Raw genomic sequence first — 16423 nt, 5'->3', positions numbered from 1 at the left:
TCCGCCGCCGCACACCCCCCCCCCCCCCCCCCCCGGTTTGGTCCGCCCCGCCCCCGCCCCCGGCGCGCGGCCCTCCCGGACCGCGCGCCCGACCGACTCCGGCCCAGCCCACAAGGTCGACGGCAACCCGCCTTCCCGGGCCAGCGCGGCCACCGCGCCGTTCCGCCCGGCGTCGGCGAGCAAGCGCAGCGCGCGGTACAGGTTGGACTTCCCGGTGCCGTTGACGCCGGTGACGACCGTCAGCCGGGACAACGGCAGCACCAGGTCCCGCAACGAGCGGTAGTTCTCGACGGCGAGGGTGGTCAGCACACCCCGACGCTACCCACGCGCACGCACGTGCGGCGGGATCGGCGCACCCGCGGGCATGTACGCGGCCGGGATGGGCTCGCCGAACGTGGTCTGGACCGGCACGACCCCGGCCCAGATCTCGTGGCTGTCCATGTCCTCCGGGTCGTCGATCGGTTCGCCGGCGCGGATCTTCACCGACGCCTCCGCGAGATCCAGCGCCAGCACCGAAACCGACGCCAGCTCCTTCGCGTTCACCGCCCGCGCGTGGTCCCACGAGCCCGGCGTGAGGTGCTCGGTCACGACGTGCAGCCCGTGCATCTTCTCCTCGCCCGTCACCAGGCGCGCGGTTCCGTGCACCACCGCGCTGCGGTAGTTCATGGAGTGGTTGTTGAGCGAGCGCGCGTAGACCAGACCGTCGAGCAGCGTGACCGTGACGCAGACGTCGATGCCGGTGGCCGCCGCGCGCAGGTTCCCGGCGCCCGTCGAGCCGTGGAAGTACAGGGTGTCGCCGTCGCGGCCGTAGCCGGTGGGCAGCACGACGGGGGAGCCGTTCAGCACGAGACCGAGGTGGCAGATCAGGCCGTCGTCGAGCACCTCGTACAGGCGCTCGCGATCGGTGGCCGCGCGGTCCTTCTTGCGGGTCAGAGTGCTGCGCGGGGTCGGCGAGAGCGTGGTCATGACTTCAGTGTCGAGGGTATAGTGGACTCCTGGTAGATCCACATTCGAGGAAAAACGAAAGGCCACTTCCGGTGTCCCAGCCCGCGACCGCGCTGCCCGTCACCCTCGACCGCGAGGCCGCGACGCCACTGGCCGTGCAGCTCGCCGACGCCCTGCGCGAGGCAGCGTCGACCGGTCACCTGCGCGGTGGCGACCGCCTGCCGTCCACCCGGGCCCTCGCCGCGCGGCTGGGCGTCAGCCGCACCGTCACCTCCGCCGCCTACGAGCAACTGCACGCCGAAGGCTGGATCACCGGGCGGCACGGTTCCGGCACCTACGTCACCACCTCACCACCCAGCGACCGGCCCGTCCACCGCGTCGTCCCGGGAGATGTGACGGAACCGGAGGAGCTGCTCGACCTCACCCCGGGCACGCCATGGGCGGCGGGCATCGACCGGGCCGCGTGGCGCCGGGCCTGGCGCGCCGCCGCCGACACGCCACCGCTGACCAGCGCGCACCGGGCCGGGCTGCCGGAATACCGGGCGGCGATCGCCGAGCACCTGCTGCGCCACCGCGGGCTCGCGGTCGGCACCGATTCGGTGCTGGCGACCGGCGGCACCACGGCCGCGGTGTTCGAGCTCGCCGGGGCCGTCTTCCGCGCCGGGGACACCGTCGCCGTCGAGGAGCCCGGCTACCAGCGAGCGGTGGAGGCGTTCCTGAGCGCGGGGCTCAAGGTGGTCGGCGTGCCGGTCGACGGCGAGGGCCTGCGCACGGACGCGATCCCGACCGGCGTGCGCGGGGTCTACTGCTCGCCCGCGCACCAGTACCCGATGGGGTCGCGGCTGAACGCGGCCCGCCGGGTGGAACTCGTCGAGCGGGCACGCGCCGAGAACATGCTGATCATCGAGGACGACTACGACGGCGAGCTGCGGTTCGACGTCGCGCCGCTGCCGCTGCTCGCCGCGCTCGCGCCGGACGTCGTGGTGCACCTCGGCACCACCAGCAAGATCCTCACGCCCACCCTCGGCGCGGGGTGGATGGTCGCGCCGGGCGCGGTCACGTCGTCCGTGCTGGGGCACCGCGACCGCACCGGAACGCGCCCGTCGCCCGCGGGCCAGCGAGTGCTCGTCGAACTCGCGCGACACGGTGACCTGGGCCGTCACCTGCGGAAACTGCGACGCGAGCTGTCCGAGCGGCGGGTGCTGCTGGTGTCGGCGCTGCGGGAAGCCGGAATCCCGGTGCTGGGCGACGACGCGGGCGCGCACCTGGTGGTGCCGTTCCCGTCGCCGGAGGTGGAGCGGGAACGCCTGGCGGCAGGCCGGGTGCGGGGAATCCGCCTGGACGGGCTGGCGCGGCACTTCGCCGGCACGCCGAGGGCCTTCGGCGTGGCGATCGGTTACGCGGGCTGTTCGCGGGAGGCGCTCAGCGGCGCGCTGGACACGCTGGTGGGCTTACTGCGCTGATCGGATCGGGGCAAGAGCCCGGTAGGGTGACGGCCCATGAGGAAGACGCGGGTGGCCGTGGTGTTCGGCGGCCGGAGCACCGAGCACACCATCTCGTGCCTGTCGGCGGGCAGCGTGCTGGCGCACCTGGACCGCGACCGCTTCGAGGTCGTGCCCATCGGGATCACCCGCGAGGGCGGCTGGGTGCTGGGCACCGCCGACCCGAAGACCCTCACCATCCAGAACCGGCAGCTGCCCTCGGTCGACGGCGGCCAGTCGCTGGTGCTGGCCGGCGACCCGACGCGGCGCGAGCTGGTCGTCACCGACCCCGGCGCCGAGGCGCTCGGCGGGGTCGACGTCGTCTTCCCCGTGCTGCACGGCGCCTTCGGCGAGGACGGCACGCTGCAGGGGCTGCTGGAGATGGCCGGGATCCCGTACGTGGGGCCGGGCGTGCTCGCCAGCGCCGCCGCGATGGACAAGGGCTACGCGAAGAAGCTGCTCGCCGCGGAGGGGCTGCCGGTCGGCCGCTACGTGGAGCTGCGCCGTGGTCAGTCCACTCTGGACGAAGCTGACCGGGAGCGGCTGGGGTTGCCGGTGTTCGTGAAGCCGTCGCGGGCCGGGTCGTCGATCGGCATCAGCAAGGTGACCGACTGGGCCGACCTGGACGCGGCGATCGCCCTGGCGCGCGAGACGGACCCGAAGGTGCTGGTCGAGGCGGCCGTGCCCGGGCGCGAGGTCGAGTGCGGCGTGCTGGAGTTCCCGGACGGCCGGGTGGAGGCGTCGCTGCCTGCCGAGGTGCGCGTGCTCTCCGACGACGAGTCCGCCTGGTACGACTTCGAGACGAAGTACATCGGCGAGGACGCGGAGCTGGACATCCCCGCCAAGCTGGACGATTCGGTCACCGAGAAGCTGCGCGCGCAGGCGGTGAAGGCGTTCGAGGCGCTGGACTGCCAGGGCCTGGCGCGGGTGGACTTCTTCGTGGGCCCGAACGGCGAGCTGACAGTGAACGAGGTCAACACCATGCCCGGCTTCACGTCGACCTCGGCGTACCCGAAGATGTGGCAGGTCACCGGCGTCGACTACCGCACGCTGCTGACGACGCTGATCGACACCGCGCTGGCCAGGGGCACCGGGCTGCGCTGACCTGCGGTTCGGGGGCTGCGCTCCCGGTCAGCCCGCACGTGCGGCGGCGCCCGTTGCAGAGGACCGGCGGCCGGTCAGCGGAACGGCCAGGGCAGCGCCTCGCGCGGGAGCGCCGGGTGTGCCGCGCCCTCCAGGGTCGCGCGGTCAGAAGCGCAGCGGCACGGCGGGCAGCGTGGCCGCCACGGTGTCCGAGATCTGCTGCAGCGGCCCGGTCCCCGCGGAGTCCGGCACCGTCAGCGCGACGTACACCGCCCGGTCCACCACGTACCACGTCGACGAACCCGGCCCCTCGACCGGCAGCCACTGCACGCCGCTGACCACGCGCAACTGGCTGGTCGGCGTCAGCTCCGGCGGTTTGCCCAGCCCGCAGCGCAACACGATCGACTCCGGCGACCCCCACGCGACCGTCGCCTCCGGGGCTGGCTCCGCGATCGTCCGGCGCGGCAGCGCGGTGCCCTTCGAGTCCAGCTGCGCGGGCATCGCCGGGATCAGCTGCGCGCACTCGGCCGAACCGGCCTGCGGCGCGTCCACCGGCACGAGCGCCAGCGGGCCCTCGCCGTCGCCGGAATCGCGCATCATCAGCCCGATGACCGCGACCCCGGCGGCCAGCACGACCACCAGCACGGCCGCGACCACGAGCCGCGCCCGCGGCGGAGCCCCGGTCTCGGTGTCCGCCATCGCTTACAGGTGCACCACGGGGCAGGTCAGCGTGCGGGTGATGCCCTCGACGCCCTGCACCTTCGCGACCACGAGCTGCCCGAGCTGGTCGACGTTGTCCGCCTCGGCGCGGACGATGACGTCGTAGGGACCGGTCACATCCTCGGAACTGGTGACGCCGGGGATCCCGGCGATCTCCGCGGCGACCGCGGCGGCCTTGCCGACTTCGGTCTGGATGAGGATGTATGCGTGGACCACGGCGCGCCCCTTCGTCTCCGGCGTCTAACTCAAGGTAGGAACGTGGTCAGAACCTACCGCACGGACCACGAATCTAGGTCATCCGACTATCGAGCGACCGAGGTGACGCATGTCAACCCACCAGGCATCCGACTCCGGCACGGTCGCCGGAATGGGTGAGTTCGGCCTCATCCGCGCCGTCACCGAGAATCGAAGACAACCCGCACCGACCCTCCTCGGCCCCGGTGACGACGCCGCCGTCGTCGCCGCGCCGGACGGGCGGGTCGTCGCCACCACCGACGTCCTGGTGCAGGGCGTGCACTTCCGGCTGGACTGGTCCACTCCGGACCAGGTCGGGCGCAAGGCGGTCGCGGAGAACTTCGCCGACGTGGCCGCGATGGGCGCGGTGCCCACAGCCGTCCTCGTCGGGCTCGCCTGCCCGCCGGACACGCCCGCGAAGGTGGTCCGGGAACTCAGCGACGGCCTGTGGGCGGAAGCACAACGCGCCGGGGCGGGGGTCGTCGGCGGCGACATGGTGCGCGCGGACCAGCTGGTGGTGAGCATCACGGCGCTCGGCGACCTGCAGGGACGTGAACCGGTGACGCGCTCCGGCGCGCGGCCGGGTGACATCGTGGCCGTGTCCGGGCGGCTCGGCTGGGCCGCGGCCGGCCTGGCCACCCTCGGCCGCGGGTTCCGCTCACCGGTCGCGGTCGTCAACGCCCAGCGCGCGCCGGAACCCGACTACGCCGCCGGGCCCGCGGCCGCGATCGCCGGCGCCACGGCGATGATCGACGTCTCGGACGGCCTCCTTGCCGACCTCGGGCACATCGCCGAGGCGTCGGGCGTCGGCATCGACGTCCGGACCGAGCACCTGGAGATTGACCGGAAACTCGTTGACGTCGGCACCGCGCTGGGTGCGGACCCGCTGACCTGGGTGCTGACCGGCGGCGAGGACCACGCGCTGGTCGCGACGTTCCCGTCGTTCGTCGACCTGCCCGAAGGTTGGCGGCGGATCGGCGCGGTCACGATGGCGGACTCGGGCGTGACGGTCGACGGTGAGGAGTACCACGGCGAAAGTGGCTGGGAGCACTGGCGCTGAGCCCGTTACGGTGACCCGTTGTGGACCTTCGCGTGGTTGCCTTCGACGATCCGGACGCGGTCAAGCTGATCGCCGCCGTGCAGCAGGAGTACGTCGTGCGCTACGGCGAGACGGACGCCACCCCGGTCGATCCGGCCGAGTTCGCGCCGCCGCTGGGGTTGTTCGTCGTCGCTTACCTGGACGGGGAGCCGGTCGCCTGCGGTGGCTGGCGCGTCCGCGGTGACGACGAGGCCGAGCTGAAGCGGATGTACGTCGCGGACGCCGCGCGGGGCAAGGGTTTCGCGCGTGCCGTGCTGGCGGAGCTGGAGCGGACGGCGCTCGCCGCGGGGCGCAGGCGGCTGGTGCTGGAGACCGGGCTGAAGCAGCCGGAGGCGATCGCGTTGTACCGGTCGTCGGGCTACACGGACGTGCCGGCGTTCGGCCACTACCGGGACGATCCGCTCTCGGTGTACCTGGGCAAGGACTTGGAGGGTTCGCGTGGCGATCTACGCGCTCGGTGAGCTGACCCCGTCGATCCACCCCACGGCGTTCGTGCACCCGGACGCCACGGTGATCGGCGACGTGCGGATCGGGCCGAACGCGTCGGTGTGGCCGCAGACCGTGCTGCGCGGTGACAACGGCTACATCGAGATCGGCGAGCGGTCGAACGTGCAGGACGGGTGCGTGCTGCACTGCACCGCCCAGGACCCGACGGTCCTCGGCCCGTCGTCGGCGATCGGGCACGCGGTGCACGTCGAGGGCGCGCGGATCGGCAGCGGGTGCCTGATCGCGTCGGGTTCGGTGGTGCTCAACGGAAGCGTCATCGAGGACGGCGCGATGGTCGGCGCCGGGGCGGTGCTGTCGTACTCGTCGCACGTGCCGTCCGGGCACATCGCGCTCGGCGTGCCCGCCAAGGTGCGGGAGAACAAGTCCTTCGGGCCGGAGAAGATCCAGCGCGTGGTGGACGGCTACGTCGAGCGGGCGCAGTGGTTCCGCGGCGCGCTGCGGAGAATCGACTAGGGCGGCGCACGACGGCGCGGCCCGGCAGCACGGGAGCCGCAGGCGCGAACACGGCGGCGGCGCGCCCTGTTGTGACTGCTGGGCGGGGAGCTTCGAGAGCTTCGCCCAGGGCCGTCGCCGTCCGTGCGGTCGTCGGTTCTGGGCGGCGGGGCACGGGAGCCGCGGCTGCGAGCGGGGTTGTGGCTGCCTCGGCCCGCGGCTGCCATGCAAGGGCAGCCCCGCGTCTGCGGCTAGGGCAGCTTCCAGTCGACCGGCTCGGCGCCCTGCCGCTGGAGCAGTTCGTTCGCGCGGCTGAACGGCTTCGAACCGAAGAAGCCGTTGCGCGCGGACAGCGGGCTCGGGTGCACCGACTCGATGCACGGCACGCCGCCGAGCAGCGGCTTCAGGCTGCGCGCGTTGCTGCCCCACAGGATCGCCACCATTGGCTTGCCGCGGGCGGCCAGCGCCTTGATCGCCTGCTCGGTGACCTCTTCCCAGCCCTTGCCCTTGTGCGAGTTGGGCGAACCGGGCCGCACGGTCAGCGACCTGTTGAGCAGCAGCACGCCCTGCTCGGTCCACGGCGTCAGGTCACCGTTGGACGGCGTGGGGTAGCCCAGGTCGTCGCAGTATTCCTGGTAGATGTTGATCAGGCTTTTCGGCAGCGGCCGCACGTCCGGGGCCACCGCGAAGCACAGGCCGATCGGGTGGCCGGGCGTCGGGTACGGGTCCTGGCCGACGATCAGCACCTTGACGTCGTCGAAGGGCTGCTGGAAGGCCCGCAGCACGTGCTCGCCGGCGGGCAGGTACCGGCGGCCGGCGGCGATCTCCGCACGCAGGAACTCGCCCATCGCGGCGATGCGGTCCGCCACCGGGTCCAGCGCCTTGGCCCATCCCGCTTCGACGATCTCGTGCAAGGGTTTCGCTGCCACGGCGGCGTACTTTAGCGGCACCCCGGGGGTCCAGGGGGCTTGCCCCCGGCGGGGGTGCGGGGGTTCGACCCCCGAAAGACACCGAGGCGCGAAAAAACGGCGAGCGCTCTCCGCGAGCACTCGCCGTCCCGGGCTTCGCGCCTCAGCCGCGAACGACCTTGCCGGCCTTCAGGCACGAGGTGCAGACGTTCAGCCGCTTGCGCTGGGACACGCCGATCTTGGCGTGCACAGTCTGGATGTTCGGGTTCCAGCGGCGGTTGGTACGCCGGTGGGAGTGCGAGACGGACTTGCCGAAGCCCGGTCCCTTGCCACAGACGTCGCACACGGCAGCCACGTCGAACTCCTTTGACGATCAGGGAAGACAAAACACGCCCGGCGCGGGCCGGACACTCGGACCATAGTAAACGACGGCTGTTCGCCGTCCCGCGACCGGGTCGCTACCCTGGCCTGACCAGGGAGGAGGTCGGCGGTGCGGGCTCTGGACGAGCATGCCATCACAGCGTGGGCGGCGGCCTGCGTGCACAGCCTGGAAGTGCTGTGCCCGGCCATCAACGGCATCAACGTCTACCCGGTCGCCGACTCCGACACCGGCTCCAACCTGCTGCACACGATGTCCGGCGCACACGCCCGCCTGACGGCCGAACCGGACACGGACAGTGCGGCCAAGGCACTCTCCGTGCTCGCCCGTGGCGCTGTCCTCGCCGCGCGCGGCAACTCCGGGGTCATCCTCTCCCAGGTCCTCCGCGGGCTCGCCGAAACCGCGGGCACCGTCCCCGAGCTGGACGGGCCGTCACTGGCGAAGGCCTTCGCGAACGCGCACCGCACGGCCACCGACGCCGTCGCGCGCCCGGTGCAGGGCACGATGCTCAGCGTCCTGCAGGCCGTGGCCCAGGCGGTCACGGACCCCGGCGACCTCACCGACGTCGTGGCGATCGCCGCGAAGGCCGCCTCCGAAGCCCTCGAACAGACCCCGCACCAGCTGCCGGTCCTGGCCGCGGCCGGGGTCGTGGACGCGGGCGCACGCGGGCTCGTCGCGGTCTTCGACGCGCTGGCCGGCGTGGTCACCGGCACCGAGACCCAGATCTCGCACTCCTGCGAGGCCCACGCCCACACCGAACCGGACGCGGAGCAGGCCCCGTACGCGTGGGAGGTCATGTACCTGCTGGAAGGCGTCGCCGACGCGGACGTCCCGGTCCTGCGCCGCACGCTGTCCGGCCTCGGCGACAGCGTCACCGTGGCCGGGGACGGCAGCGGGGCACACGCGGTCCACGTGCACTGCGCGGACATCGGCGCCGCCATCGAGGCCGGTCTCCGCGCCGGCCGCCCCAGCGGCATCCGCGTCGAACCGCTGATCACCCCGACCCCGATCGAGCCACCGTCCGGGCCGGACCGCGCGGTGGTCGCGGTCGTGCACGGCGAGGAGCTGGCGGAGCTGCTGCGCGAGGAGGGCTTCGCGGTGCTCGCGGTGCCGGACCACGCCACGCCGAGCGTCGAGGAGATGCTCGGCCTGATCACCGAGCGCGCGGCCGGTCACATCACCGTCCTCGCCGGCGGGGAGAGCCTGACCAGGGCCGCCGACGACGCCGCCGGCCACCCGATGATCGGCGACCGGGACGTGGTGGTCATCCCGTGCGCGTCCCCGGTCCAGGTGCTGTCCGCGCTGGCCGTGCACGACGCCGGACGCCGCGCGAACGACGACGTCGTGGCCATGGCCGAGGCCGCCGCGGCGACCCGGCGTGGCGAGCTCGTGGTCGCCGCCGAGGAGTCGATAACCTGGGTGGGACTGGCCCACGCCGGTGACCTGATCGGCTTCGTCGACGGCGAGGTCGTGCTCGTCGAACCGGCAGGCGCCGAGCCCGCCGAGGCCGCGATGGGCGTGCTGAACCGGATGCTGGCCGTCGGCGGCGAGCTGGTCACCGTGCTGACCGGCACCGCGGCGCCGTCCGGCCTGACCGGCGAGCTGCGGGAGCGGTTGCGGGCCGAGCGACCGGAGGTGGAGTTCGTGGATTACCCCGGCGGCCAGGCCGATGCCGTGCTGCTGATCGGTGTGGAGTGAACGCGTGACCGGACTGCGTGACAAGCTGCCCCCGCTGCTGGGCGCCAAGACCGCGAAGGCGCTCGCCGAGTCGCTGGACATCCACACCGTCGCCGACCTGCTGCGGCACTACCCGCGCCGGTACGCCGAACGCGGCGAGCTGACGAACATCGCCGGTCTGGAGATCGGCGAGCACGCGACCGTGATGGCGCGCGTCGAGAAGGTCAACCTGCGCCGCATGCGCAACAAGCCGGGGCACATCCTGGAGCTGGTCATCACCGACGGCCAGCGACGGCTGTCGTGCGCGTTCTTCGGCCGCCCGCACCAGCACGAGCGGCAGCTGCGGCTGGGTCGCACCGGGTTGTTCGCGGGCAAGGTCACCGCGTTCCGCAACACGCTGCAGCTGGCCAACCCCGAGTACCAGATGCTCGACGGCGACGACGACAGCGCGATGGACGACTTCGTCGGCGCGATCATCCCGGTCTACCCGGCGGCGGCCGGGATGCCGTCGTGGTCGATCGCGCGGTGCGTCCGCCAGGTGCTCGACACGCTGGAACGCGAAGAGGACCCGATGCCGCGCGAGCTGCTCGACAGCCGCGGCCTGATGGACCTGTTCGACGCGCTGCACAACATCCACCGCCCCAAGGACCACGACGCGCTGGAGGCCGCGCGGGAGCGGCTGAAGTGGGACGAGGCCATGGCGGTGCAGCTGATCTTCGCGCAGCGCCGGTTCTCCGCGGTGTCGCGGCCGGCGCCCGCCTGCGCGCGCACGAAGGACGGCCTGCTCGACGCCTTCGACCAACGGCTGCCGTTCGAGCTGACCGAAGGCCAGCGCGCGGTGGGCGAGGACATCGCCGCCGACCTGTCCGGCGAGCACCCGATGAACCGGTTGCTGCAGGGCGAGGTCGGCAGCGGCAAGACGGTCGTGGCGCTGCGGGCGATGCTCCAGGTGGTCGACTCCGGCCGGCAGGCCGCGATGCTGGCGCCCACCGAGGTGCTCGCCGCGCAGCACGCCCGGTCGCTGCGCGAGATGCTCGGCGACCTCGGCCAGGCGGGAGAGCTGGGCGCGGCGGAGAACGCGACGAAGGTGACGCTGCTGACCGGGTCGATGTCGACGAAGGAACGCAAGCAGGCGCTGCTGGACACCGCGAGCGGCGCGGCCGGGATCGTCGTCGGCACGCACGCGCTGATCCAGGACACGGTGTCGTTCGCCGACCTCGGGCTCGTGGTGGTCGACGAGCAGCACCGGTTCGGTGTCGAGCAGCGGGACGCGCTGCGCTCCCGCGCGGCCAACGGCGGCAGCCCGCACGTGCTGGTCATGACCGCCACGCCGATCCCGCGCACGGTCGCGATGACGGTGTACGGCGACCTGGAGACCTCCGCGCTGCGGCACATGCCGGTCGGCCGGTCGCCGATCAAGACGAGCGTCGTGCCGGTGGCGGAGAAGCCGGCGTGGCTGGACCGCGCCTGGCAGCGGCTGGTCGAGGAGGTCCGCAAGGGACACCAGGCCTACGTGGTGTGCCCGCGGATCGGCGACGAGCCCGCGTCGAACAACAGCGACCGCCGCCCGCCGCTGGCGGTGCTCGACGTCGCCGCCGAGCTGGAGAACGGTCCGCTGTCGGAGCTGCGGCTCGGGATCCTGCACGGCCGGATGCCGCCCGACGAGAAGGACGCCGTGATGCGCGCGTTCGCCGCGGGCAAGCTGGACGTGCTGGTCGCGACCACGGTGATCGAGGTTGGCGTGAACGTCCCGAACGCGACGATGATGGTGATCATGGACGCCGACCGGTTCGGGGTCAGCCAGCTGCACCAGCTGCGCGGCCGGGTGGGCCGGGGCAGCGTGCCCGGGTTGTGCCTGCTGGTCACCGAGACGCTGGACGGCACGGCGACGCGGGAGCGGCTGGCCGCGGTGGAGTCCACAACGGACGGCTTCGAACTGTCCCGGTTGGACCTGGAGCTGCGGCGCGAGGGCGACATCCTGGGCGCGGCACAGTCCGGCAAGCGGTCCGGGCTGAAGCTGCTGTCGCTGCTGCGGGACGAGGACGTGATCGCGGCCGCGCGGGAGCGGGCGCAGGAGATCGTGGGCGGCGACCCGGCGCTGGAGCGGCATCCCGGGCTGGCGCACATGGTGTCCGACCTGGTGGACTCCGAGCGCGCGGAGTACCTGGAGAAGACCTGACGCACGATCGGGCGACGGCCCGAGTTGTGCCTGATCCACAGCGGAGCAACGCTGAGGCGTGCTCAAGACTGGATTACGCGCGGTCATCGGTTCGGCACTGCTCGTCCTCGCCGCCGTGGCGCCGGCTTCGGCCGCGCCCGGCGCGCAGCAGAACCCGCCGAGCTGGGCCCTGGACCGGATCGACCAGCGCGACAAGGCCGTTGACCAGACGTACCACTACGACAGCACCGGCGAGGGCGTCACGGTGTACGTGATCGACACCGGTGTCGACGCGGCGCTGCCCGACCTGGCCGGGCGGGTCGACCCGGGCAAGGACTTCGTGGGCGGCACCGACAACCCGGCCGACGGCAACGGCGACGGCACGCGGATGGCCGGGATCGTGGCGGGCAAGGAGTTCGGCGTCGCGAAGGCCGCGCGGATCGTGCCGGTCAAGGTGCTCGACGACAAGGGCAACGGGCGGCTGAACAACATCATCTCGGGCATCGACTGGGTCACCCAGAACGCGAAGCAGCCTGCGGTCGCGGTGATCGGTTTCGGCGGCCCGGCGTCCGACGGACTGGACAACGCGGTGCGGCGGTTGATCGGCGTGATGCCGGTGGTCGCGGCGGCGGGCTGGTCGGGAGTGGACTCGTCGTTCTCGTCCCCGGCGCGGATCCCCGAGCTGCTGACCGTCGGCGCGGTCGACCGGACGGACGCCTTCGCGCCGAAGTCCAACTTCGGGCTGGGGGTCGACCTGCTCGCGCCCGGGGTGGACGTCCCGTCGACGGCGCCCGGCAGCACCGCGGCGACGCCCTTCTCGGGCACCTCGATGGCCGCGGCGTTCGTCGCCGGCGCGGCCGCGCTCTACCGGGAAAAACACCCCGACGACACGCCCGAGCAGGTCGTGAACGCGTTGATCAACAACTCCACGCCGGACGTGCTGACGGGCCTGCCGCAGGGCACCCCGAACCGGCTGCTGTATACGCGGTTCGATGAGTCCGCCCAGGAAGGCTGAGTCTCGACGTCGTTCGGGGCGCCACCACGGCGTCATCGCGGGGAGGCAGATCGTCGACGGTGATCTGGCCCTGCAGCAACTCGACGGCACGATCAGAGGTGATCCGGTCGGGCCCCCAGGCTTCCATGACGCCCGGCGCCCAGGCCCAGGTGCTCACGCGACCAGCGCGCGGCTTCCCGCGCAGCGGTTGGCCCGTCCACCTCGCCCGGGAACGTCAGCGGTCCGAGAGCCGGTAGCCGCCCCGGGGAGAGCTGAAAGCCGAAATACCCCGTACTTCTGTGCGGCATGCGCACGTCCCGGATGATGTCCATCACCCGGGACAGAACTCCCGACGAGCGGGATCGGCAGGGTAACGTCACAGCACTACCGATCCGTGAACAGGGAAGGACCGGGCATGTTTCGCAAGGTGCTGGTCGCCAACCGCGGGGAGATCGCCATCCGGGCGTTCCGCGCGGGCTACGAGCTGGGCGCGGGCACAGTGGCGGTGTTCCCCCACGAGGACCGCAACTCGCTGCACCGTCTGAAGGCCGACGAAGCCTACGAGATCGGCGAGCCGGGACACCCGGTCCGCGCCTATCTCGACGTCGAGGAGATCGTCGGCGCCGCGCGGAAAGCCGGCGCGGACGCGGTCTACCCCGGTTACGGATTCCTGTCCGAGAACCCCGATCTCGCGCGCGCGTGCGAGGAAGCCGGCATCACCTTCGTCGGCCCGAGCGCGGAAATCCTGGAACTGACGGGTAACAAGGCACGCGCCGTGGCGGCCGCCCGCGACGCCGGCGTGCCGGTGCTCGGCTCGTCCCAGCCGTCGACCGACGTCGACGAGCTGACCGCGGCCGCCGAGGAGATCGGGTTCCCCGTGTTCGTCAAGGCCGTCGCCGGTGGTGGCGGCCGCGGGATGCGCCGCGTCAACGACCCCGCGCACCTGCGTGAGTCGGTCGAGGCCGCGATGCGCGAGGCCGAATCGGCCTTCGGCGACCCCACCGTGTTCCTCGAAAAGGCTGTCGTCGACCCGCGGCACATCGAGGTCCAGATCCTCGCCGACGGCGCGGGCAACGTCATCCACCTCTTCGAGCGCGACTGCTCGGTGCAGCGGCGGCACCAGAAGGTCATTGAGCTGGCCCCGGCGCCGAACCTCGACCCCGAGCTGCGCGACCGCATCTGCAACGACGCCGTCGCATTCGCCCGCAAGATCGGCTATCGCAACGCGGGCACCGTCGAGTTCCTGCTCGACAAGGACGGCAACCACGTCTTCATCGAGATGAACCCGCGCATCCAGGTCGAGCACACGGTGACCGAGGAGGTCACCGACGTCGACCTGGTGCAGTCGCAGCTGCGCATCGCCGCCGGCGAGACCCTGGCGGACCTCGGCCTGTCCCAGGAGAAGGTCTACCTGCGTGGCGCGGCCATGCAGTGCCGCATCACCACCGAGGACCCGGCCAACGGGTTCCGCCCGGACACCGGCATGATCAGCGCCTACCGCTCGCCCGGCGGCTCCGGCATCCGCCTCGACGGCGGCACCGCGTTCGCTGGCACCGAGATCAGCGCGCACTTCGACTCGATGCTGGTGAAGCTCACCTGCCGCGGCCGCGACTTCAAGACCGCGGTGGGCCGCGCCCGCCGTGCCCTCGCGGAGTTCCGCATCCGCGGCGTTTCCACGAACATCCCGTTCCTGCAGGCCGTGCTGGACGACCCGGACTTCGCGGCCGGGCGCGTCACCACCTCGTTCATCGAGGAGCGCCCGCACCTGCTGACCGCGCGGCACTCGGCCGACCGCGGCACGCGCCTGCTGACCTACCTCGCCGACGTGACGGTCAACAAGCCGCACGGCGAACGCCCGCGGCTGATCGACCCGACGACGAAGCTGCCGTCGCTGCCCTCGGGCGAGCCGCAGGCCGGGTCGAAGCAGAAGCTGACCGAGCTGGGCCCGGAGGGGTTCGCCCGCTGGCTGCGGGAGTCGCCGACGCTGGGTGTCACGGACACGACGTTCCGCGACGCGCACCAGTCGCTCCTCGCGACCCGCGTGCGCACCAAGGACCTGCTGGCCGTCGCGCCGGTCGTGGCGCACACCCTGCCGCAGCTGCTGTCGCTGGAGTGCTGGGGCGGCGCGACCTACGACGTCGCGCTGCGGTTCCTCGCCGAGGACCCGTGGGAGCGGCTGGCGCAGCTGCGTGAAGCGGTGCCGAACATCTGTCTGCAGATGCTGCTGCGCGGCCGCAACACCGTCGGCTACACGCCGTACCCGACCGAGGTGACCAACGCCTTCGTCGAGGAGGCCACCAACACCGGCATCGACATCTTCCGCATCTTCGACGCCCTCAACGACGTCGAGCAGATGCGCCCGGCCATCGAGGCCGTGCGGGAGACCGGGAAGGCCGTCGCCGAGGTGGCGCTCTGCTACACCTCGGACCTGTCCGACCCCGGCGAGAAGCTGTACACGCTGGACTACTACCTCAAGCTGGCCGAGCAGATCGTCGGCGCCGGGGCGCACGTCCTGGCGATCAAGGACATGGCCGGCCTGCTGCGCGCGCCCGCCGCGGAGAAGCTGGTTTCCGCGCTGCGCAAGGAGTTCGACCTCCCGGTGCACATCCACACCCACGACACCGCGGGTGGTCAGCTGGGCACCTACCTCGCGGCGATCAACGCGGGTGCGGACGCGGTCGACGGCGCGGTCGCGTCGATGGCCGGGACCACCTCGCAGCCGTCGCTGTCGGCGATCGTCGCGGCCACCGACCACTCGGCGCGGCCGTCCGGGCTGAGCCTGCGCGCGGTCGGCGACCTGGAGCCGTACTGGGAGATCGTGCGCAAGATCTACGCGCCGTTCGAGGCGGGCCTGGCCTCGCCGACCGGCCGCGTGTACGACCACGAGATCCCCGGCGGCCAGCTGTCCAACCTGCGCACGCAGGCGAAGGCGCTGGGCCTTGGCGACCGCTTCGAGGAGATCGAGGCGATGTACGCGGCGGCCGATAAGATCCTGGGCCACCTGGTCAAGGTCACGCCGTCGTCCAAGGTGGTCGGCGACCTCGCGCTGCACCTGGTCGGCGCCGGTGTCGAGCCGGAGAAGTTCGAGGCCGAGCCGAACCGCTACGACATCCCGGACTCGGTGATCGGGTTCCTGCGCGGCGAGCTGGGCGACCCGCCCGGCGGCTGGCCGGAGCCGTTCCGCACCAAGGCGCTGGAGGGCCGCGCCGAGCCCAAGCCGGTCGCCGAGCTGTCCGCCGAGGACCGCGAGGGGCTGGCCAAGGACCGTCGCGCGACGCTGAACCGCCTGCTGTTCCCCGGGCCGACCAAGGAGTTCGAGGAGCACCGCCGCGCCTACGGCGACACCAGCGTGCTGCCCAGCAAGGACTTCTTCTACGGTCTGCGCCCGGGCGAGGAGTACGCCGTCGACCTGGAGCCCGGCGTGCGGCTGCTGTTCGAGCTGGAAGCGGTCGGCGAGGCCGACGAGCGCGGCATGCGGACCGTGATGGCCACGCTGAACGGCCAGCTGCGCCCGATCCAGGTGCGCGACCGGTCGGTGGCCGCGGACCTGCCCGCCGCGGAGAAGGCCGACAAGTCCGACCCGAAGCAGGTCGCCGCGCCGTTCGCGGGTGTGGTCACGCTGTCGGTGGCCGAAGGCGACGAGGTCGCCGCGGGCGCCACGGTGGCGACCATCGAGGCGATGAAGATGGAGGCCGCGATCACCGCGTCCGAGTCCGGGAAGGTCGCCCGCCTGGCGATCAACTCGGTCCAGCAGGTCGAGGGCGGCGACCTCCTGATCGTGCTGGAGTAAAACCGCGTGCGGCGGC

15 protein-coding genes are annotated in these 16423 nt (G+C 72.3%); 9 read left to right on the top strand and 6 right to left on the bottom strand.

Annotated elements, in window-relative coordinates; translation table 11 throughout:
- Both ABZ215_RS16915 and ABZ215_RS16910 read right to left on the bottom strand, forming a co-directional pair.
- Positions 1 to 309 (bottom strand): AAA family ATPase (locus tag ABZ215_RS16915; protein ID WP_354950214.1); only part of this gene is annotated, 309 nt, incomplete at its 3' end.
- Positions 310 to 318: 9 nt separating this feature from the next.
- A complete protein-coding gene (locus ABZ215_RS16910) occupies positions 319 to 966 on the bottom strand; it encodes a pyridoxamine 5'-phosphate oxidase family protein (protein WP_020418072.1) in 648 nt (215 codons plus the stop codon).
- A 71-nt stretch (positions 967 to 1037) separates the two neighbouring features.
- Between ABZ215_RS16910 and ABZ215_RS16905 the strand changes: the two genes are divergently transcribed.
- On the top strand, positions 1038 to 2408 hold the full coding sequence (locus ABZ215_RS16905; RefSeq protein WP_354950213.1) for a PLP-dependent aminotransferase family protein: 1371 nt from the start codon (positions 1038 to 1040) through the stop codon (positions 2406 to 2408).
- Positions 2409 to 2444: 36 nt separating this feature from the next.
- Positions 2445 to 3530, top strand: coding sequence for a D-alanine--D-alanine ligase family protein (locus ABZ215_RS16900; protein ID WP_354950212.1), 1086 nt, complete (start codon positions 2445 to 2447; stop codon positions 3528 to 3530).
- A 144-nt stretch (positions 3531 to 3674) separates the two neighbouring features.
- Here ABZ215_RS16900 and ABZ215_RS16895 read toward each other — a convergent pair whose 3' ends face one another.
- Both ABZ215_RS16895 and ABZ215_RS16890 read right to left on the bottom strand, forming a co-directional pair.
- Positions 3675 to 4208, bottom strand: a complete 534-nt coding sequence (locus tag ABZ215_RS16895) for a DUF3515 domain-containing protein (RefSeq protein WP_020418075.1) — start codon at positions 4206 to 4208, stop codon at positions 3675 to 3677.
- Positions 4209 to 4211: 3 nt separating this feature from the next.
- Positions 4212 to 4445, bottom strand: a complete 234-nt coding sequence (locus tag ABZ215_RS16890) for an Lrp/AsnC ligand binding domain-containing protein (protein ID WP_017987495.1) — start codon at positions 4443 to 4445, stop codon at positions 4212 to 4214.
- A 109-nt stretch (positions 4446 to 4554) separates the two neighbouring features.
- Here ABZ215_RS16890 and ABZ215_RS16885 point away from each other — a divergent pair, with 109 nt between their 5' ends.
- From ABZ215_RS16885 to ABZ215_RS16875, 3 genes are read left to right on the top strand one after another with little or no spacing between them, the layout of a single operon-like run.
- Positions 4555 to 5523: a thiamine-phosphate kinase gene (locus ABZ215_RS16885; RefSeq protein WP_354950211.1), complete on the top strand. Its 969-nt coding sequence runs from the start codon at positions 4555 to 4557 to the stop codon at positions 5521 to 5523.
- A gap of 20 nt (positions 5524 to 5543) precedes the next feature.
- Complete coding sequence (locus tag ABZ215_RS16880; RefSeq protein ID WP_354950210.1) at positions 5544 to 6023, top strand: GNAT family N-acetyltransferase; 480 nt, start codon at positions 5544 to 5546, stop codon at positions 6021 to 6023.
- Entirely contained in the window at positions 6001 to 6522 is a 522-nt protein-coding gene (locus ABZ215_RS16875; protein ID WP_017987498.1) for a gamma carbonic anhydrase family protein, read from the top strand. The genes ABZ215_RS16880 and ABZ215_RS16875 overlap by 23 nt, the downstream gene beginning before the upstream one ends.
- A gap of 230 nt (positions 6523 to 6752) precedes the next feature.
- On the opposite strand, the gene ABZ215_RS16870 is transcribed toward ABZ215_RS16875, so the two are convergent.
- Positions 6753 to 7430 (bottom strand): uracil-DNA glycosylase, encoded by a 678-nt coding sequence (locus ABZ215_RS16870; RefSeq protein WP_027931876.1) that lies wholly within the window; start codon positions 7428 to 7430, stop codon positions 6753 to 6755.
- A 142-nt stretch (positions 7431 to 7572) separates the two neighbouring features.
- The gene (gene rpmB, locus ABZ215_RS16865; RefSeq protein WP_017987500.1) at positions 7573 to 7764 is read right to left on the bottom strand and encodes a 50S ribosomal protein L28; all 192 of its coding nucleotides are present in this window, start codon (positions 7762 to 7764) and stop codon (positions 7573 to 7575) included.
- A 135-nt stretch (positions 7765 to 7899) separates the two neighbouring features.
- Here rpmB and ABZ215_RS16860 point away from each other — a divergent pair, with 135 nt between their 5' ends.
- From ABZ215_RS16860 to ABZ215_RS16845, 4 genes are all read left to right on the top strand, one after another.
- Positions 7900 to 9486 carry a DAK2 domain-containing protein gene (locus ABZ215_RS16860; protein WP_354950209.1) on the top strand — a complete coding sequence of 529 codons (1587 nt, stop codon included), beginning with the start codon at positions 7900 to 7902 and terminating at the stop codon, positions 9484 to 9486.
- Between the two features lie 4 nt (positions 9487 to 9490).
- Entirely contained in the window at positions 9491 to 11644 is a 2154-nt protein-coding gene (recG, locus tag ABZ215_RS16855) for an ATP-dependent DNA helicase RecG (protein WP_354950208.1), read from the top strand.
- A gap of 58 nt (positions 11645 to 11702) precedes the next feature.
- On the top strand, positions 11703 to 12638 hold the full coding sequence (locus ABZ215_RS16850) for a S8 family peptidase (protein WP_020418081.1): 936 nt from the start codon (positions 11703 to 11705) through the stop codon (positions 12636 to 12638).
- Between the two features lie 394 nt (positions 12639 to 13032).
- Positions 13033 to 16407: a pyruvate carboxylase gene (locus ABZ215_RS16845; RefSeq protein WP_020418082.1), complete on the top strand. Its 3375-nt coding sequence runs from the start codon at positions 13033 to 13035 to the stop codon at positions 16405 to 16407.
- Positions 16408 to 16423: the final 16 nt, after the last annotated feature.

It is taken from the genome of Amycolatopsis sp. NPDC006131 (assembly GCF_040614175.1).
GTDB lineage: Bacteria > Actinomycetota > Actinomycetes > Mycobacteriales > Pseudonocardiaceae > Amycolatopsis_E > Amycolatopsis_E tucumanensis.
Note: the sequence above shows the minus strand (reverse complement) of the source record. Positions and strands in the feature narration are given on the sequence as shown.